Below are 19502 nucleotides of genomic sequence, written 5' to 3'. Positions count from 1 at the left end.
TGGGTTTCATGTCTCGTCCGGGATCAGGGTGACCAGGTCAGCGATCCTGTGCGCCACCTGCAACGCCTCGGCACGGGTCAAAAAGATCGACAGCGTTTCGTGCCTAATCCGTAGGCCCTGCTCGCCGCGCCTCTCAGCCAAATTCACCCTTGGGCCATTCTGGGAAAGCGAGATGTTCACCGCCGCTCCCCCGTCGTCTCGACTTGATCGGCAAGGTCACACATCGCGTCGATTACCTGGTCGACGATCTCGGCATCCACAAAGATCACTGAGGTCGCCTGACGCATAATCAGCCCTGGCCTGTTCTGATTCTTGAGAAGTTTCACCGGCTCCCCACCGGGCATGTCTATCCAAAATTTCCGCTTGTCGGTCATCGCCGACTCCTGTCCTTTATGCCACCACGGGAAACGCCGTGGATGGGTCCTCATTTGCCCGCTAACGGGCTTTATTACTTCCCTGCGGCACTACCCTCGGGAATCCTGTTCGGGCGTCTCCGCTGATTTCAGCGCCCTTATTTTGCGGCGAATACGGCTAACGGTTGAAACCGAGCAGCCACACGCTCTTGCAATGTCGGTTGTGCGCTCGCCGGCCTCGACGCGGCGTTCGATCTCCGGTGTGGCGGGATGCTTAACACCTCGACCAAGCCCCGGCGTGAATGGACGGTCGCGATAATTGGCCCGCCGCTGTTTCGCCATCGCCAACAGAACGCGGGAGTCATAGAGCACGCGGCGACCGTCACGACGCGCAACAGGTAGCGAGTGTTTAACCTGCCAGTCTCTTATCGTGAGCGGGCTGCGCCCCAACAGTTTTGCCGCCTCAACCCGCGACAGCAGCACTACCGTCCTCGCGCCGGAACTCGGCGAACTCGTCCTCGACAGCATCGTCGCGAACCTGTTGCATCAAGCTCGCGACCTCCGGGGACGCGCCCATCGAACGGAGTCTCGCCCGCCACAACTCCCGGTGAATGAGTCGGTCGTCGGACGGCATCCGGTCAACAAGGTCGGCGATCATCCACGACAGATGCGTCGCCGTGGTGCGCGACGAGATGCCCCGCAACACGCCCCCAGGTGCCCAACACGGCACCCCAACAGGATCGACATTGACGATAAGGCAGCAACGCCACAGAGCAACGAACTCCCCATTCACACAGTCCGCGAGATATGGCCGGAACTCGCCGCGGTGCGAGTGCGGGTCACGCAGAACTGCAACCACTTCCGGCAGACTATCGAGCAACTGGTCGACGCTGAACGACCTCACCCGGCCCGCCGATCCGCCGCCCACGCCTCCGCACGGACACGCATGTCGGCCCACTCATCCAGACGCGCGGATAGCCACGCCTGCACATCGGTAAGCGGTCGGCTCGGCTCCCACTTCGGCAGGTCGGGAACCGTCACCCTCGGGATAGCCGGGGGCGTCCACCGCTTCCGGGGGATCGTCATCGGCACCGGCTTTCCCCGGTCATGCGGCAACGCTTCCGTGTACCACTCGAACCTGTCGAGACGGTCACTCATCCGCCGCCCCCTTTATGATGAGGCGGGCCAGTTCTGCCGCCTCCGCCGCCGACAACAACAGCAGAGAATTCTTTTGCTGAATTTTGAAACCGTCACCCGGACGCCGGGTGACATGAATAGGGGCTGCGCCCCGCGAAGTGCGCAAGATCACGACGCGGCCTCCTCATCACCGAGCATCGTCGGCACATAGTCGATAGGGTCGTCAGGAAGATGACGGCCTGTCCCCCATACACCGTCACCTTCGTCATCTTCGACATCTTCGCTGGTCACAGCGAACATGACGGTGTCATCTTCGAAGGTGACGATTTCCGAGGTGTCATCTTCCTCTGACCTGGAAAGATGTAGAAGATGACGATTATTTGTGTCTAGGGAAGATTCGTCATCTTCCACGTCCCACTTCCATGTTTGGCCGTTCAGCTTCCACCACCACCCGCCGCCGAATTCACCTCGTGCCTTACTGGGTTCACCGATGGGCTTGAGTGCGCGTCGGAGTTGGCTGTCAGAGAATCCGGCTTGTCCGCCGACCGCGTAGACGTTGACCGCGGGCTGTGGGCCGTTCTTCAGAAACCGGGCCAGCCAGTCGCCGGCGGTGTCCCCATCGGTGTCGGGGTGTTCGCGGCGTTGCCGTGCGTCGGCGCGGAGGTCGTCGGCGGTGCGGTCGGTGTCGTTGCCGAACACGATCCGCCCCACCTCGGTCACCTCACCACTCGGTAGATCGACCGGGACTGACTCGATGGTGTACTCGACGTTGCGGCTCTTCGCGGTGAGGTTGCCCTTCACGTCTGAGATGACGCCCCAGCCCGTCTCAGCATCGCGGGCGAACGCGATGACAGAACGCGGAACATCGGTCCATGCCGCCGATCCGAGAACGGCTTTCCGGGCGTCTCGATGCTCATCCTTACCGAAGTGGGCGATCCCGAGGAACACGGCGTCACGGTCGGCTGCCAGACGGGCGAGTGGTTCGAGGAACTCCCGAACATCGTCCTGACTGTTCCCCGATGCGCCTTCCGGTTTGAAGCTGGTGAGCGCGTCGAACACCACGAACGACACGTCCTCGTTGTCCATGAGTTGCGACAGCAACGGCAGATCGTCGGGCAGGCGTAGCTTTGTGTCGGCCTCTCTGCCGTCCGCGAGTGTCACCCCCACGTCGAGGAAGATCACGCGGTCGAGGTCCGCTCCAGCGGCCTTCAGCTTGGGTGTGAGCTGCGATGCCCGCCCCTCCTCGGAGTGCAGGTAGATCACGGTCCCGCCGCGCAGGGTTTCCTCAGCGGCCCAGCCTGCCGCCGCCGTCGACTTGCCGGTGTTACCGGGACCGGCGAGAAGTGTGAGAGCACCGTAAGCGATGAAAGATGCGAGCCACCAACGGATTTTGAGCATGGTCACCTCGGATGCCCGAACGATTTTCAACCGCCGGCCACCCTGCGACGGTGCGGGTTTCGGCACGGGGACGAACTCGTCCAACCCGTGACCGGACACCACATGATCCGTCGCGTCCTTGCCCTCTGCGGCGTGAACGAACACCACCGACGACGCGACATCGGTCAGCGCCTCACGGACCTTCGCCGCCCACTTCTGCCCCGCCTCATCACGGTCGACCACGGCGACGACGGGCCGGTCCTTCAGGACAGACCAGTCGGCCTTGTCGGGGTTGGTGGCGCCCATCGCAGCCGATACGGCGACCGCTTTCACTGTGGCGAGGGTGTCGACATCCTGCTCGCCCTCGACCACGTAGACGGGGATGCTGGTGTCGGTGGGCAGTTTGTCGGACCCGTAGAGCGCCCGACCGGACCTGTCGCCCGACTGCCTGAACGCCTTGTCGGGCGTCCTGGTGACCACCCGGCCATCGGGGTACTTGTAGGAAACGCTGTCTCCGTCGAAGAGGTCAGACTTCTTCAGTCCCACAGCCTCGAGAACATCGTCCAACGTCTCCCCGGCGTGCGGGTAGATGAGCGTCCGCTCCCTGCCGCGCTTTACACTCACCGAACGGTCAGCTAGGGAATGATTTGGGGCCTGACAGACTGCCCGGTCACCCTTTTCGACTACGACCAAACCGTGGTCGCGAAACTTACTCAACACATACTCGTAAGAGTCCACGAGGACCCCTCTCACACACAACGCACCCCGGTGGGTGCGTGTCACTTACTGCGACGGAATAGTCAGCAGCTTCTCCAGTTCGGCGGCATCCACGTACCACCGACCGCCGATTTGCTTACCCGCCACTTCACCATCGGTAACTAGCCGAATAGCGGTGGTGCGGGTAATTCCTAGCCCATCTTGCAGGGCCTTGATCTTTGTGAGCGCCATTGTTTGCCTCCTCGGTGGAGCGCCTGATACCTTAATTATAAGAATCGGCATAGCGCGAGCTTTTCATCCAGAACCGAGGAGAGCCGCGCACATTAATTATATCATATAGAGGCGCCGATATCGGGAATATTTGACTAATCGAGAATTATTGAAACACGATTGTTACAACATCCCAGAAAATTCCGCGCATTCCAATTCACCGCCCTTACCCTCGGCCGAATTCAGCGCAGGGTCCACGCCAACATTTGCGGTAAAGAATGCTTATCTACCGACAAGTCCGGGGTGCAACTGGGGCAGGGTCGATAACGCGCGGCTTGTACGTCCTTCCGTCCAAGCCGGTGATAGCGGCGGGCTCGGCAGGTGTTCGATTTTGAACACCTGTGGACAGCGACTCGTGGACGGTGCCAATGCTAAGCCCCGTCGCCGCCGCGATACCCCGAATGGACAGTCCCGACTCGCGCAGCGAACCGGGATCAACTGCGTAAGTTTCCGCAGTCGCCGACCCTGTTACTGTTTGCGTGTGCTTTCCACGCGCTGAACCCAGTCGGACAGCAGCATCACCGTGGACTTGATGTAGTCGTAGTCGTCGTCGCCGTCCACGATCTTCGCCACCACATCGGGATCGAACTGGATAACACTGGACACCGACCGCAACCGGTGCATCAGTTTGCGTCGAGCGGTGCCAGGTAGCGGCGGCATCGGCTCACCACCCGACTGCGCATCCGTGGTGGTATCGCGGCTGGTCGCCTCACGGTAGTAGTCCGACCATGACGGCAGGTTCTCCCAGTCGAGGTCGACCACTTCTCCGGCTGTGATGGCGTCGGCTGGTGAAACGTGTCCGTCGCCCGATGCGAGGTGCCACGCCTTCAGGTACTTGCTGATCGTCGGTCGCGACACCGCAGCATCCGTCGCGAACTGCCTGACACTCACTTTGCGGGAACTGGCAACTTGTTGCCGGTTTGTGGCTGGTCGACCGTTGCCGACGCCGCTGTCGACCCATCTGGCGACTATCGCCGCGTACTGCCACGTCCCACCGTGACGCACGAACTCACCGAACTTGTGAACGTCGTCCCTGTACTCCGAGGTGTCGAACCTCTGTGCCTTCTTGCTTTCCGGCGCGTGTTCGAGTTGACGTTCGCGATGCCGACCGCCGTCCAGAACTTCTCGCCGATCTTCTCGCCGAGGTCGTGGAAGAACCGGGCACTCGACTTGTCCGGTCGTTGCGGATGTTTGTGTCGGTGATGTCATGCGGCGTCGAGCATTCGCTCCAGTGCCCGCGGATCGATACGGATGAGTCGCGGTCCTGCCCGACGTGCGGAAAGCCGACCAGCAGCTATCCACCTACGGATACTCTTCTCTGAAACGTCGAGGTACTTTGCCGCCTGCGCCACCGTCAACCACTCCACCGTCTGCACTACCAACTCCTACACCCATGAATGCGGCCCCTTGCCGCTACGTCAATTGTATTGAGCACCCCGCCGACACAACGGTCCGCAAATGGTCACCTGGGACGCTAGGGAGTGGCGCTGACAATCGTGAAAAGAATCAGCCGAGCGCGGTACGGACGGCGTCCCATTCGGTGTCCCCGGCGCTCGCATACCTTTGCGTCACCACCACCGAGCTATGCCCCATAAGTTTGCTCACCGCGAGAATCGACACCCCCCGCCGCACCAGCCGAGTCGCATAGGAATGCCGCAAGTCATGCACCCTCACTGCCCCGACCTTGCGTTTGCGGGCACCCTCGCCCACCGTCGCGGCCCTACCAGCCGCGCTAAGCGCCATCGAAAACGGTTTCGGGTCTGGGGCACCCCCACCCGGTTTCCCGGCCAGGACGAGGCCGTGAGGGGGTCGCCGGCCACCCACATAGTTCGCGTCCGGTGGTTCACCCCACCCCATTGCCTCTAGGCGGTCGCTGAGTAGACCCAGGAGACGTTCGCTGACGGGGACGGTGCGCTTCTGATTGGACTTGGGGGCTTTGAATCCGCCCGCCTTGCGATCCGCGGCCCACACGACCTCGATGGTGGATCGGTCGAAATCGACGTGGGTCCAGTGCAACCCGGCACACTCGCCCCATCTCAGCCCCGTCCCGATCAACAGTTCGTAGGTGAATAGGTGCCGTTCGTCGATGGTGTCGCGTAGGGCCTCGATCTCATCGTCGGACAACCAATGTTCCTCAGTCGGGGGTAGTGCGGGTTTCGCCACATCCGAGCACGGATTCGTTTCTACGAGGTCCATGCGGGCGGCGGCGGACATGCTCGCGGACAGGACAGCGTGAATCTTTCTCACGGTGGACGGCGACAACCCCGACGCCGATAGTTCACTCACCCACCGCTGTACGTCGGCCCTGCGAATATCCACGAGCTTCACCGACCCCCAGCGTGGCTCAACATGCCTCTCGACCCGCTTCTCATCCTCGATCAGCGTCCCCGCCGCCACCGTCCGCTGACTCATCCATGTGGGTCGCCACTCCCCCCACGTCAGATCAGAGACGGGCGCACCCGTCGTCTTGCCCCGTGCCGCCACCTCGGCAGCTTGGGCACGGGCCTCGGCGTCCCGCTTACCAATCTTCGAGACACCCGAGGACCGCTTCCGACCGGAGGCGTCCCGATACATGCCTCGCCACGAACCCGACGGGAGTTGTTCAACCCATGCCATGACCGGGAGGGTAGTCCGACACGCCGCCACACGGCGACGGGTTCCTGTGGGCAATGTGTGGCACAGTGGCCCGCAGCGGAGTCCCTAGCAGGGTCACCGTGTCCACAACTTCACATCGTTTCTACGCCCTCACCAGCAGCGATAAGCCGATCTTGACTGGTCAGCGAGTTTCGGGGTAGGGCTACCGGATCGGACTTTTAATCCGCAGGTCGTAGGTTCGAGCCCTACTGGGGGCACCCAATCTCCCCCTCCCGCGACGTGGTCGCGGGAACGCGAAACCGCCCGATGTCGCGTGGTGCGACACCGGGCGGTCTGGGTGGATGGGGAGATCAGCGACCGAGGAACGACCCCAGCTGCGTCAGGGCGTTCGTCCCGGCGGTCCCGAGCTGCGAACCTGCGTTGGTGCCCGCGGTGCCGAGCTGGGTCTGGCCGTTCGTGCCCGCGGTGCCCAGCTGCGAACCCGCGTTCGTGCCCGCGGTGCCGAGCTGCGAACCGGCGTTGGTACCGGCCGTCCCGAGCTGGGTCTGACCGTTCGACCCGGCGGTGCCGAGCTGCGTCAGGGCGTTCGTGCCTGCCGTGCCGAGCTGGAACTGGCCGTTGGAGCCGGCGGTCCCGAGCTGGGTCTGAGCGTTGGAGCCGGCGGTGCCGAGCTGGGTCTGAGCGTTCGTGCCGGCGGTCCCCAGCTGGTGCGAACCGTTGGTCAGCACGGTGCCGAGGGAGTCGGCCGACGCCGGGGACGCGACCAGGACAGCGGCGAAAGCGCCTGCGGCGAGCGCAGATCCGGTGAGGGCGGTGATGCGGGCGGTGCGTGTGAAGGTCATGACCGAAAGCAAACACTTCGGCCGGACCGCAGGCCAGGGTTTCCGGCCCCCTCCCCCGGAGGTCTAGGAGAGTTCCCCCGATCCCCTAATCGACCCCCGCCCCACCCCCCGTCACCCCTACGCGATGTTCACGATCCTGTATTCCTGCTTGGGGCGTCCGGTGGTGCCGTACCGCAGGGCCATCTCCAGTCGTCCGTCGGCGACGAGGCCGGCGAGGTGGCGGCGCGCGGTCGGCGGGGAGATGCCGACCGCCTCGGCGATCTGGTCGGCGACCATCGGACCGTCGTGTGCCGACACCGCGGCGAGGATCGCCTTCTCGGTCTGCGACACCTCAGACGCACGGGCGGCCTGCTGCCGTTCTCCCCGCACCGCGGCCAGCGCGGCGTCGACCTGGGACTGCGACAGCCTCGTCACCTCGACGAGCCGCCGGTACTGCGCGTACCCGGCGAGACGCCGCGCCAGTTCGGTGTTCTCGAACGGCTTGATGAGGTACCCCATCGCGCCTGCGGTGACGGCGTGACGCAGCGCAGTCGCGCTGTCCTCGGCGGTGACGACGAACGCGTCGCATCGCAGGTCCCGGATCAGTTCGATGCCCGACCCGTCGGGCAGATGGACGTCGACGAGCGCGAGGTCGACGTGACCGTTCTCCTCGGCCGCGGCCTTCGCCTGAGCGACGGTGCCGGCGCGGGCGACCGTCTCGAAACCGATGACGGCGTCGACGATGGAGGCGTGCAGCGCCGCGACGCGGAAGTCGTCGTCGACGACGAGCACCCGGATCGGCTCGCGCGCCATCACCCACCACCTCGCAACACACCGGGGATCCGCGCCACCATGACGGCCCCACCCAACGGGTTCTCCGGACCCACGGCCCCACCCGGATCGCCGATCACCACGTCACCACCGTGCCCCCGCGCCGACTGCCGCGACAAGGCGAGCCCCATCCCACGACCACCGGGCACGGTGGGGTCGGCGTGGGAGGTGACGCCCTCGACGAATACCGACTGGGGGTCGGCCGCCATCGCCGCGTCGGCGCCCAGTCGCAGTCCACCGATCCCGTCTCCGCTGTCGGCGACGGTCACGATCAGGGTGTCGTCCTCGGCGACGACCTCGACCTCCACCACCCGGGGCTCCCGCGAGCCCTCGCGGGCCGCGTCGATCGCGTTGTCGAGGAGGTTGCCCAGGATGGTCACGACGTCGACCGGACTGATGAGCTCACCGTCGATCCAGGTCTGCGCGCCCAGGGTCAGCGTGACACCGTGTTCGCGCGCCGCAGCCGCCTTGGCGTCGAGGAACGCGTGCAGGTGCGGTTCGGCGACGTTGTCGAGTCCGGGCACGTCGATCGCGAAACGTCCTGTGCCGGCGACCTCGTCGAGGTACTCGAGCGCTGCGTCGGCGCGCCCCTGCCGGATCAGGCCGGACACCACGTGGATGCGATTGGCCGACTCGTGTCGTTGCGCGCGCAGTGCGTCGGTCATCGCCTTGATTGACGCGACCTCGCGGGTGAGCCCCTCGACGTCGGTGCGGTCGACGACGGACACCACCAACCCGAGATCGCGACCGTCGCGCCGCACCCGGCGAGAGGAGACGAGCACGATGCGATCGCCGACGGCGGCGGCACGGGCGACCTCGACGGGTTCGTGCGCGACCTCCAGCACGCGCGGCGTCAATCCGATGTCCTCGACGCGGTCGCCGACGTCGCCGCGCAGGGCGAGCAGTTCACGGGCCCGGTCGTTGACGACCCGGACCACCCCGCCCGCGTCGACCGCCAGCACGCCGTCGCCGACGGAGTGCAGCACCGCCTCCTGTTCGCGGACCAACTCCGAGAGCTGGTCGGGCTCGAGCCCGAGGGTGAGCCGACGCCATCGTCGGGCAAGCCCGACCGACCCGACGATCCCGACCGCGAGCGCACCGGCCGCGATGCCGGTCGTGGTGAGCAGGTCGCCCCGGATGTCGCGGCGGACCTGTTCGGTGGAGATGCCGACGCTGACCAGCCCGACGATGCGCCCGTCGTCGGCGTAGACGGGGGTCTTCGCCCGCACCGATTCGCCGAGGGTGCCCCGTTCGGTGGCCAGGTCCTCACGACCGCTGAGCGCCTCCGTCGGATCGGTCGACAGCGGATTGCCGATCTTGTCCGGGTCGGGATGCGCCAGGCGCAGGCCGCGGTCGTTCGCGACGACGACGAACAATGCGCCGGTCCGTGCAGCGACAGCCTGTGTCTGCCGTTGCAGTGCGGAGTTCTCCAACGCTGCCCGGGTGGGGGTGAGGGGCGACGCCGCCTCGGCCGAGAAGAGTGCGGTCTCCTGGCGGACCTGCTGGTCGCTGGCCACCGACCGGGCGATGGCGAGCGCACGTTGGGCGTACTCGTCGCGCAACCGCTCGCCCGATCCGGCTGTGAGGACACCGAATCCGACGCCGAGGCTCAGCAGGATCACGACGATCTGGAGCACGAGCACCTGGGTGCGCAGCCTCATGCGTGTCGCGATCCGCGGTGGCCGTCCTGCACGCGACAACAGTAGGCATCCGCCGGACCGCGATGTCGCGATCCGGCGGATGCCTCTGGGTCGTGCGTCGGTCACCGGCGGGTCAGAACGGGATCGACCCCACCAGCACACCGACCCCGAGCATCGTGATCGAGACCAGGCAGGCCCGCCACAGCACCTTCTTGTGGTGATCCGCCAGCGAGACACCGGCGAGCGCGACGAGCAACAGGATGGCCGGGACAAGCGGACTCTGCATGTGCACGGGCTGCCCGGTGATCGAGGCCCGCGCCACCTCGGCGGGGTCGATGCCGTACTTCTGCGCCGTCTCGCTGAGCACCGGCAACATCCCGAAGTAGAACGCGTCGTTGGTCATGAAGAACGTGAACGGGATCGACAGCAGGCCGATCACGATCGCGAGATGTGGGCCGAGGAAGGTCGGCAGGATGCCGGTCAGCCAGTCCGCGATCGCCTCGACCATGCCGGTTCCGGAGAAGACACCGGTCAGCACCGCCGCGGCGAGCACCATCGAGACGACGGCCACGATCGACGACGAGTGCCGTGTGATGGCAGCCGACTGATCCTTCACCTGAGGGAAGTTCACGACGAGAGCGATGCCCGCGGCGATCATGAACAGCACCGGGATGGAGATGAGATCCATGCCCAGCACCGCCAGCAGGCCGATCGTCAGAGAGGCGTTGAACCACAGCAGCTTCGGACGCAGTGTCGGCCGGTTCGGGTCGAGGGTGCCCTCGGTGAACGTCGATCCGGACGTGCTGTCGTCCTCGGTCGAGTCGTCGTCGAGGGAGAAGTCCGCCGAGCCCGAGACACGCGCCGGGGGAACGTCCCCGGTGCCCGGACCGTCGAGAACGGCGACACCCGAACCGGTTCCACCACCCGAGCGGGCCAGCACCGACTCGCGGATCTCGATCTTGCCGATGCGACGGCGCTCGAGAACGCCGAGGTGGTAGGCGAACAGCAGCACGATGACCAGGCCGGCGACGAGCGACGGGATCATCGGGACGAACACCTCGGACGGCGAGATCTTCAGTGCCGATGCCGCGCGGGCGGTCGGTCCGCCCCACGGAAGGATGTTCATCGTCGCGTTCGACAGGCCGGCGACCACGGTCAGCACCACCGGGCTCACACCGAGCTTGAGGTACAGCGGGAGCAGCGCGGACGTCGTGATGATGAACGTGGTGGAGCCGTCGCCGTCGAGCGAGACGATCATCGCGAGCACCGCGGTGCCGACCACCAGCTTCGCCGGGTCGTCGCGGACCAGCTTCACGACTCCGCGGACGACCGGGTCGAACAGGCCGACGTCGATCATGATCCCGAAGAAGACGATCGCGAAGAACAGCATCGCGGCCGTCGGGGCCAGGTCCTTGATCCCGTCGGTGATCATGTCGCTGATCCCCAGGCCGGCGCCGGCGAACAGGCCGAACGCCACCGGCACCAGGATGAGCGCGACCACCGGGGTCGCTCGCTTGGTGATGATCAGGAACATGAACGTGACCACCATCAGGAGGCCGAGTGCCACAAGCATGTCGAATACCGCCGCTTCCGTGAGTGTCGGAGTGATTTCCGCTACTCGAGCAGCGTCTGCGTAACCGGGATCACAGTCACGCTTGAGTGCGTAACCGCACCTTCTGCGCGTTTCGCGCGGCGCCCGGGGGTTCTGTGTACGACCTCAGCGCGCCTGCCGGGCGGCGGCGTCGGCCGTGACCGGCGTGAACAGGTTGACGAGGTTGCCGTCCGGGTCGCGGATGAGCAGCGACCGGTTGCCCCACGGCATCGTCGTCGGTGTCTGCACGACCTCGTCGACGTGGCCGGACAGACGCTCGAACTCCGCGTCGACGTCGTCGACGATGAACTCGATGATCACCGAGTGGTTGTCGGCCGGGTGGGCCGAGCCCTCACCGAAGAGGGCGACCGTCTGCACGTCGCCGATGGCGAGCGTGCCCGCCGAGGTGACGAGTTCGGCGAACACCGGTGCGGGCCGATCGGCCGTGATGCCGAGCAGCGTCTCGTAGAAGCCGACGAGACGGTCGACGTCGGCGGTGATGATGCGGACCGAGGCAAATTTCATGGTGGGCTCCGTTGTGGGGGTGGACGGTGTGTGTCGCCGAACCTAGGACGGCAAGCGGACAACTGCGGTCCTCGATCTCGCCCGCTGTCGACGGTTCCCGATCGGGCGCTCGGTCGGGACTGCAAGACTTGACCGCGTGATCGACATCGACCGTCCACAGATCGAGGGGTCCGTCGCCGTCGGCGAGGGCCGCCGGATCGGCTTCGCCGAGTTCGGGGACCCACAGGGCAGGGCAGTGTTCTGGCTGCACGGGACGCCCGGTGCGCGGAGACAGATCCCGCTGGAGGCACGTCGTTGGGCGGGCGAGCACGGTGTCCGGTTGCTCGGACTCGATCGGCCGGGTGTGGGGTCGTCCACGCCGTATCGCTACTCGAACGTGCTCGGGTTCGCCGCGGACCTGCGCATCGTCGCCGACAACCTCGGGATCGACCGCTTCGCGGTCATTGGCCTGTCGGGCGGCGGCCCGTACACGCTGGGGGTCGCGCGAGCCATGCCGGAACGCGTCGTGGTCGCCGGGGTGCTCGGCGGCGTCGCACCGACCGTAGGACCCGACAGCATCGACGGTGGTGCAATGGAACTCGGCAAGATGCTGTCGGGAACCCTCGAGGTGGCCGGCGCGCCGATCGGGCGCGTCCTCAGCTCGTTCATGCGGATCGCACGACCCGTCGCCGACCCCGCCATCGCCGCGTTCGGCCTCATCTCCCCGCGCGCCGATCGGCAACTGCTCGCCCGTCCGGAGTTCAAGGCGATGTTCCTCGACGATCTGCTCAACGGCGGTCGCCACCGGATGGAGGCGCCGTTCGCCGACGTCGTCGTGTTCTCCCGCGACTGGGGGTTCCGGCTCGCGGATGTGACCGTCCCGGTGCGGGTCTGGCACGGCGACGCCGACTGGATCATCCCGCACGAGCACGGCCGCCACGTAGCGAATCGGCTCCCCGACGCGACATTCCACACCCTCCCCGGCGACAGCCACCTCTCCGGCCTGCAGATGGCGACCGACATCCTCGTGGAGTTATTGGCGGTGTGGGACAGACGCGCGGCGTGACGACGGCGCGGGTCGTGTGCGAGCGATTCGAGGTGTGCGACACGGCGTCGGGCGTCTACGACCATCGCTGAGGCGCACGGGTGATTGGATCGGTCATGGCCTCTGTCTCACGCGTGAGCGTTCGCGTCGTTCTCGCCGTCCTCGCGATTCTGCTCGCGACGGTCACGCTGCCGATCGGGCGCCCGGTTGCCCACGCCGCGCCGTCGCTGCCCACCATCGAGCCCGGCGTACTCACCGTCGGCACGGAGGGGACGTACGCACCCTTCACATTCCACCCGAAAGGCGTCGGTCCGATCACAGGCTTCGACGTGGACGTCATCACCGACGTCGCGACGAGGCTCGGCCTCCGCGTGAAATTCGTGGAGGCGAACTTCGACAGCCTGTTCCCCGCGTTGGAGGCCGGTCGCTTCGATGTGATCGCCAACCAGATCTCGTACTCCGCCGATCGCGCCGCCAAATACGACCTGTCCGAGCCGTACGTCCAGACGGCGAGCGTGATCTTGGCGCGGTCGGACGACAGTTCGATCAAGTCGGTCAGCGATCTCCGGGGTAAGACTGCAGCGCAGTCGCTGACGAGCAACTACGCGGAGATCGCGAAGTCCGCAGGCGCGGTGGTCGAGCCCGTCGACGGGTTCTCGACGGCGGTCAGGCTCCTCGACCAAGGTCGCGTTCAGGCGACGGTCAACGATGAGCTCACCGCCAAGAACTACCTGACCACGAGCGGCGACACGAAGGTGAAGATCGCCGCGACGACCCCAGACGTGAGCAGGCAGGTTTTCGCCGCTCGCAAGAATTCGGGCCTGATCGCGGCGATCAACACCCAGATCACGGCATTGCGGGACGACGGCACGCTCGACAAGACCTACGCGAAGTATTTCGATGCGACCGCGAAGTCGCCCAGCGCGTGGTCTGTTGTCCGCAGCAATCTCGTGCCGCTGCTCAAGGCGACGGTCACCGGCACCATTCCACTGACGGCGATCAGCTTTGTCATCGGTCTCGCGATCGCGTTGGGTGTTGCACTGGCCCGGATGTCGCCACGGCGGATCGTCTCGTCGATCGCCCGGCTGTACATCTCGATCATCCGCGGCACTCCACTGCTCGTGCAGCTCTTCATCATCTTCTTCGCATTGCCCGAGCTGGGAATCGTGGTCAGCCCGTTCCCCTCTGCAATCGTCGCCTTCAGCTTGAACGTCGGCGGCTACGCGGCCGAGATCATCCGCGCAGCGATCCTCTCCATCGATCGTGGCCAGTGGGAGGCGTCGGAGTCGTTGGGCCTGTCGCGATGGACGACATTGCGATCGGTGATCCTGCCGCAGGCGGCGCGGACAGCATTGCCGCCGCTGTCGAACACACTGATCTCTCTCGTGAAGGACACCTCGCTGGCATCGACGATCCTCGTCACCGAGTTGTTCCGGCAGGCCCAGAACGCAGCGGCGGCCACCTTCGAATACCTCGCGCTCTACAGCACTGCTGCGGTGTACTACTGGGTCATCTGCCTGGCGTTGTCGGTCGTCCAAGACCGACTGGAGATTCGCCTCAGCCGGTTCGTCGCCCGCTGAAAGACGGCATCTTCCCCACGCTCGACGGGGAGTTTCGGCACAGTCGGCGAGGTTGACCAAGCGTTTGCTTAATATCGAGGCATGTCCGGTTTCACGGCCGACGAGTTGTCGGCGGCGTTCGCACGGTTCGAGGCGACCACCGAGTCTTGCGCGGCATCCGGTGACTGGAACCCGTGGGCCGAGCAGTTCACCGTCGACGCCGACTACATCGAGCACGCGATGGGCACGATGAAGGGCCGCGAGGAGATCCGACCGTGGATCGCGAAGACCATGGGCACGTTCCCGGGCAACCACATGGTCGCGTTCCCATCGCTGTGGCACGTGTGCGATCCCGCGACCGGACGGGTGATCTGTGAGATCGACAACCCAATGCGCGACCCGGGCGACGGCAGCCGGGTGTCGGCCACGAACATCACGATCCTCACCTACGCAGGCGACGGACTGTGGTCCTGCGAGGAGGACGTCTACAACCCGATGGAGTTCGGCCAGGCCGCGATGACCTGGTGCGTTCGCGCGGAGGCGTCCGGAACCCTGACCGACGAGGCGCGTCGATGGATGGAGACCACCGGGGCGTTCTTCCGCTGACGCCCCCGCCCACGGGCCTCCCGCGCCCGGTTTGGGAAGGATCACGACGCCCGCTCCGCGACTTGGGCCGCCCCGTCGGCTCCCGTAGGCTGGACCACTGTTCGCGCACGTCGTCGAGGAGGGTGGACCCATGGCACGCGAGATGACACAGCTCGAGCTCCTCAAGGAGCTGTCGCCTGCCGCGGAGGAGAACGTCAACCGTCACCTCTCGGTGGCGAAGGACTGGAACCCCCACGACTACATCCCCTGGGACGAGGGCCAGAACTTCGCCGCCCTCGGTGGCCAGGACTGGAGCGAGGAGCAGTCGGAGCTCGGCGACGTGGCCAAGGCCGCGATGATCACCAACCTCCTCACCGAGGACAACCTCCCCTCGTACCACCGCGAGATCGCGAACAACTTCTCCACCGACGACGCCTGGGGTCACTGGGTCGGCCGGTGGACCGCCGAGGAGAACCGGCACGGCCTCGCCATGCGCGACTACCTCGTCGTCACCCGTGGTGTCGATCCCGTCGCGCTCGAAGAGGCGCGGATGATCCACATGACCAACGGCTTCACGTCGGTGGGCGTCGGCGGTGACCGCGCGGACGAGGTCGAGGCCCACGGAGGCGAACTCGGCCTGCTCTACACCGTCGCGTACGTGACGTTCCAGGAGCTCGCGACCCGCGTCAGCCACCGCAACACCGGCCGGGCGTGCAACGACCCGATCGCCGACAAGCTGCTGCAGCGCATCGCGGCCGACGAGAACCTGCACATGATCTTCTACCGGAACATCGTCGGTGCGGCGATGGATTTGACGCCGGATCAGACGCTGCGCGCGATCACCGACGTCATCTGCAACTTCCAGATGCCCGGTGCGGGGATGCCGAACTTCCGTCGCCACGGCGTGCTGATGGCCAAGCACGGCATCTACGACCTGCGTCAGCACCACGAGGAGGTCGTCATGCCGATCCTCCGCAAGCTCAACGTCTTCGACCGCGACGACTTCGGCCCCGAGGGCGAGAAGGACCGCGAGCGTCTGCACACCTTCACCGAGAAGCTCGCCGAGGACACCCTGAAGTTCGAGGAGATGCGCGACCGTGCCCTGGCCCGCGAGGCGGCCAAGCGCGAGTCCCGCGCGTCCTAGGAGCCACCCTGACCACCGTTCTCGACTCCGCGACCGCCGCCCCCGACACCTCGGGCGCGGCGGTTTCGGCATCCGCCCGGCCGGCGCTGCGGATCGGCCCGTTCGACCTCGCGAGCCCCGTCGTGCTGGCCCCGATGGCCGGTGTCACCAACGTGGCGTTCCGCACCCTGTGCCGTGAGTTGGAGATGGAGCGTACGGGCACGGTCTCCGGGCTCTACGTCTGCGAGATGGTCACCGCGCGTGCGCTCGTCGAGCGGCACCCGACGACCATGCACATGACGACGTTCGGTCCGACGGAGAACCCGCGGTCGATGCAGCTCTACACCGTCGACCCCGAGTACACCTACGCCGCGGCGAAGATGATCGTCGACGAGGACCTCGCCGACCACATCGACATGAACTTCGGCTGCCCGGTCCCGAAGGTGACGCGTAAGGGCGGCGGCTCGGCGATCCCCTACAAGCGTCGCCTGTTCCAGAACATCGTCGCGGCGGCCGTGCGCGCCGTCGAGGGGACCGACATCCCGGTGACGGTGAAGTTCCGCATCGGCATCGACGACGACCACCACACCCACCTCGACGCCGGGCGCATCGCCGCCGCCGAGGGCGCGAAGGCCGTTGCACTGCATGCGCGTACCGCGTCGCAGCGATATTCGGGCGAGGCGGACTGGTCGCAGATCGCCGCACTCAAGGAGCACGTCACCGACGTGCCGGTCCTGGGCAACGGCGACATCTTCGAGCCTGCCGACGCGGTGGCGATGATGGAGCGGACCGGTTGCGACGGCGTCGTCATCGGTCGCGGCTGCCTCGGGCGACCGTGGCTGTTCGCCGAACTCAGTGCCCACCTCAACGGCCTGCCCACCCCGACGCCACCGACGCTGGGCGAGGTCGCCGACATCATCGTCCGGCACGGACGACTGCTGGCCGACCACCACGGCGAGGACAAGGGCATGCGCGAGATCCGCAAGCACGTCGCCTGGTACCTGCGTGGGTTCCCCGTCGGGTCGGACCTGCGTCGCGATCTCGCATTGGTCACCACCGTCGAGCAACTCCGCGACCTGGTCGGCGGTCTCGACGCCTCCGTCCCGTTCCCCCGCGACGGGCACGGTCCCCGCGGACGGCAGGGCTCGCCCGCGGCGGTCGCCCTGCCCGACGGATGGCTCGACGACCCCGACGACGACTGCGTCCCCGACGGCGCCGAGATCATGCATTCAGGCGGCTGACGAGGCAGGATCGGCACCCACCGGTTCCGTACGATGGCGCACACCAGCACGGCAGAGGAGTTCAGTGAGCGACGAGCAACCCCCCGGGTCCCCGGGCCCGGGTGATGCCTCGCGCCGCGACGACCCCTCGTCCGGTCGTTCGGGCCGACTGAGCCGGGACGAGATCCTGCGTCGCCTCGAGCGGCCCTCCGACGAGGTCCTGCGGGAGCCGACCGACCGTGCACGCATCGCGGACGGTCGTCGGCGGAGCGTCGCCGACCTGTTGCGCGAGATCGAGCAGCGCAACGGGGACGCCCGTGCGACGCCTCCCACCCCGCCGGTGCCGCCGAGCCCGCCGCGGACTCCGCCGGCACCCGCCGACGAGGACCGCACCGAGACGATCCCGCCCGTCGAGGATCGCACCGAGACCATCCCGCCCGTCGTCGACGAGCCCACGGCGACGGCACCTCCCGCGCAGGACGAGCCGTCCCCGAGGACCGGGCGTCGATCGTCGGGTCCCGCGGTGCTCCCCGCCAGCGGGTCGCGACTCGCCGAGGCCGATCGCCGAGCCCGTCGCCGACGTACCGCCACCACCACCGGACGGATCGTCGTCGCACTCGCGTGTGTGCTGTCGCTGGTCGGGACCGGATTCGTGTGGGGCTACCTGCGCACCACCAACGGCGGGTTCCGCACCATCACCGCCGTCAACAGCAACGACAAGAACATCCGCAACAAGGGCGCTCAGACCGGCGACCAGACGTACCTGATCGTCGGCACCGACACCCGTGCGGGACAGAACGGGCGCGTCGGCGCCGGTACCACCGCCCAGGCCGACGGAGCGCGGTCGGACACCGTCATCCTGGTCAACATCCCGGCCAACCGCAGTCGCGTCGTCGCGGTGTCGTTCCCCCGTGACCTCGCCGTCGACCGCCCCGACTGCCGGGCGTGGGACAACAACACGGCCACCTACGGCACCGACATCGTCCCGGCCGAGACCGGCGCCAAGCTGAACACCGCCTACGGCGACGGCGGCCCCGAGTGCGCGGTCAAGGTGATCCAGCAGCTGTCGGGTCTGAACATCAACCACTTCATCGCCATGGACTTCTACGGGTTCGAGCAGGTGGTGAACAAGATCGGCGGGGTGCAGGTCTGCTCGCCGACGCCGCTCTACGACTACGAACTCGGCCAGATCCTGTCGCGGCCGGGCAAGCAGACGGTTCGCGGCTCCCGCGCACTGAACTACGTCCGCGCCCGCACCATCGAGAGCGAGGGCAACGGCGACTACGGCCGCATCAAGCGGCAGCAACTGTTCATGTCGTCGCTGCTGCGCGGCATGCTCTCGTCGCAGGTGCTGTCCAACCCTGCGCGCCTGAACGGGATCATCACCACCTTCATCAAGTACAGCCTCGTCGACGGCATCGACACCGACAGCCTGCTGAACCTCGCGCAGTCCCTCGACGGCCTGCAGGCCGGGCGGGTCACGTTCCTGACCATCCCCACCGCCGGCACCACCACCGACGGCTCGAACAACGAGATCCCGCGCACCGACGACATCAACGCCATCTTCGACGCGATCATCAACGACGACCCGCTCCCCGGCGAGCAGAAGGCGGCCTCCCCGGCGCCGTCGTCGTCGAGCTCGCAGTCGTCGGCGCCGGCACCGACCTCGAGTGCGTCGCCCGTCCCGGTCACCGCCACCGCCCAATCCCCGGAGAGCGTCGGGGTGCGCGTGCTCAACGCCACCGGCGCCTCCGGTCTGGCGACACGGGTGTCCGAGAAGTTGTCCGCCATGGGCTTCGACGTCCGCGGCGTCGCCGACGCCTCGCAGAACCAGGCGGAGACGGTGGTCCGGTACGGGCCCGGCGAACAGGCCGCCGCCGCCACCCTGGCGTCGATGATCCCCGGCGCCGTCATCCAGCCGGACCGCACCGTGAAGTCGGGTGTCGAGGTCCTGCTCGGCACCGATTTCGCCGGATCCGTGGATGACGCTCCCGCACAGGGGAGGTCGCTGACCGTCACCCAGAATCCGCAATCGAACGAGGCCGTCGAACTACCCAACGACCTGAGCGTCACGAACGGTGCGGACACGTCCTGCAACACGTGACCCGGTTCACGTCCCGTTCACCGCTGCACA

The 19502-nt window shown here is 66.5% G+C and carries 20 protein-coding genes; 6 read left to right on the top strand and 14 right to left on the bottom strand.

Annotated features, from left to right (window positions below):
* Positions 1–6 precede the first annotated feature (6 nt).
* The 14 genes from ACXVUM_RS12125 to ACXVUM_RS12060 form a co-directional block, all read right to left on the bottom strand.
* Positions 7–180 carry a hypothetical protein gene (locus ACXVUM_RS12125; protein WP_458522034.1) on the bottom strand — a complete coding sequence of 58 codons (174 nt, stop codon included), beginning with the start codon at positions 178–180 and terminating at the stop codon, positions 7–9.
* Positions 177–374 carry a hypothetical protein gene (locus tag ACXVUM_RS12120; protein WP_458522033.1) on the bottom strand — a complete coding sequence of 66 codons (198 nt, stop codon included), beginning with the start codon at positions 372–374 and terminating at the stop codon, positions 177–179. The genes ACXVUM_RS12125 and ACXVUM_RS12120 overlap by 4 nt, the downstream gene beginning before the upstream one ends.
* A gap of 90 nt (positions 375–464) precedes the next feature.
* Entirely contained in the window at positions 465–695 is a 231-nt protein-coding gene (locus ACXVUM_RS12115) for a helix-turn-helix domain-containing protein (protein ID WP_458522861.1), read from the bottom strand.
* Between the two features lie 121 nt (positions 696–816).
* The gene (locus ACXVUM_RS12110) at positions 817–1257 is read right to left on the bottom strand and encodes a hypothetical protein (protein WP_458522032.1); all 441 of its coding nucleotides are present in this window, start codon (positions 1255–1257) and stop codon (positions 817–819) included.
* A 401-nt stretch (positions 1258–1658) separates the two neighbouring features.
* Positions 1659–3491: an AAA family ATPase gene (locus ACXVUM_RS12105; protein ID WP_458522031.1), complete on the bottom strand. Its 1833-nt coding sequence runs from the start codon at positions 3489–3491 to the stop codon at positions 1659–1661.
* A 159-nt stretch (positions 3492–3650) separates the two neighbouring features.
* Positions 3651–3815 carry a helix-turn-helix domain-containing protein gene (locus tag ACXVUM_RS12100; RefSeq protein ID WP_458522030.1) on the bottom strand — a complete coding sequence of 55 codons (165 nt, stop codon included), beginning with the start codon at positions 3813–3815 and terminating at the stop codon, positions 3651–3653.
* 507 nt (positions 3816–4322) lie between these two features.
* A complete protein-coding gene (locus tag ACXVUM_RS12095) occupies positions 4323–5063 on the bottom strand; it encodes a hypothetical protein (protein WP_458522029.1) in 741 nt (246 codons plus the stop codon).
* Complete coding sequence (locus tag ACXVUM_RS12090; protein WP_458522860.1) at positions 5060–5206, bottom strand: helix-turn-helix domain-containing protein; 147 nt, start codon at positions 5204–5206, stop codon at positions 5060–5062. The genes ACXVUM_RS12095 and ACXVUM_RS12090 overlap by 4 nt, the downstream gene beginning before the upstream one ends.
* Before the next feature lie 154 nt (positions 5207–5360).
* A complete protein-coding gene (locus tag ACXVUM_RS12085; RefSeq protein WP_458522028.1) occupies positions 5361–6470 on the bottom strand; it encodes a tyrosine-type recombinase/integrase in 1110 nt (369 codons plus the stop codon).
* A gap of 329 nt (positions 6471–6799) precedes the next feature.
* The gene (locus ACXVUM_RS12080; protein ID WP_458522027.1) at positions 6800–7291 is read right to left on the bottom strand and encodes a hypothetical protein; all 492 of its coding nucleotides are present in this window, start codon (positions 7289–7291) and stop codon (positions 6800–6802) included.
* Between the two features lie 117 nt (positions 7292–7408).
* On the bottom strand, positions 7409–8083 hold the full coding sequence (locus ACXVUM_RS12075; RefSeq protein ID WP_458522026.1) for a response regulator: 675 nt from the start codon (positions 8081–8083) through the stop codon (positions 7409–7411).
* On the bottom strand, positions 8083–9762 hold the full coding sequence (locus ACXVUM_RS12070) for an ATP-binding protein (protein ID WP_458522025.1): 1680 nt from the start codon (positions 9760–9762) through the stop codon (positions 8083–8085). Before ACXVUM_RS12070 ends, ACXVUM_RS12075 begins: the two co-directional genes overlap by 1 nt.
* A gap of 112 nt (positions 9763–9874) precedes the next feature.
* Positions 9875–11314, bottom strand: a complete 1440-nt coding sequence (locus tag ACXVUM_RS12065) for a CitMHS family transporter (protein ID WP_458522024.1) — start codon at positions 11312–11314, stop codon at positions 9875–9877.
* A 144-nt stretch (positions 11315–11458) separates the two neighbouring features.
* Positions 11459–11857, bottom strand: coding sequence for a VOC family protein (locus ACXVUM_RS12060; protein WP_458522023.1), 399 nt, complete (start codon positions 11855–11857; stop codon positions 11459–11461).
* A gap of 136 nt (positions 11858–11993) precedes the next feature.
* Here ACXVUM_RS12060 and ACXVUM_RS12055 point away from each other — a divergent pair, with 136 nt between their 5' ends.
* From ACXVUM_RS12055 to ACXVUM_RS12030, 6 genes are all read left to right on the top strand, one after another.
* Positions 11994–12902 carry an alpha/beta fold hydrolase gene (locus ACXVUM_RS12055; protein ID WP_458522022.1) on the top strand — a complete coding sequence of 303 codons (909 nt, stop codon included), beginning with the start codon at positions 11994–11996 and terminating at the stop codon, positions 12900–12902.
* A 95-nt stretch (positions 12903–12997) separates the two neighbouring features.
* Positions 12998–14461: an ABC transporter substrate-binding protein/permease gene (locus tag ACXVUM_RS12050; RefSeq protein ID WP_458522021.1), complete on the top strand. Its 1464-nt coding sequence runs from the start codon at positions 12998–13000 to the stop codon at positions 14459–14461.
* A gap of 81 nt (positions 14462–14542) precedes the next feature.
* Positions 14543–15046, top strand: coding sequence for a nuclear transport factor 2 family protein (locus ACXVUM_RS12045; protein ID WP_458522020.1), 504 nt, complete (start codon positions 14543–14545; stop codon positions 15044–15046).
* Between the two features lie 130 nt (positions 15047–15176).
* Positions 15177–16169: an acyl-ACP desaturase gene (locus ACXVUM_RS12040; protein ID WP_458522019.1), complete on the top strand. Its 993-nt coding sequence runs from the start codon at positions 15177–15179 to the stop codon at positions 16167–16169.
* 86 nt (positions 16170–16255) lie between these two features.
* Complete coding sequence (gene dusB / locus ACXVUM_RS12035; protein WP_458522859.1) at positions 16256–17389, top strand: tRNA dihydrouridine synthase DusB; 1134 nt, start codon at positions 16256–16258, stop codon at positions 17387–17389.
* Between the two features lie 64 nt (positions 17390–17453).
* A complete protein-coding gene (locus tag ACXVUM_RS12030) occupies positions 17454–19472 on the top strand; it encodes an LCP family protein (protein ID WP_458522018.1) in 2019 nt (672 codons plus the stop codon).
* The last annotated feature ends 30 nt before the right edge of the window (positions 19473–19502 follow it).

The organism is Williamsia sp. SKLECPSW1 (assembly GCF_054332755.1).
The sequence above is the reverse complement of the archived record's forward strand: the minus strand, read 5'-3'. Positions and strand labels throughout refer to the sequence as shown.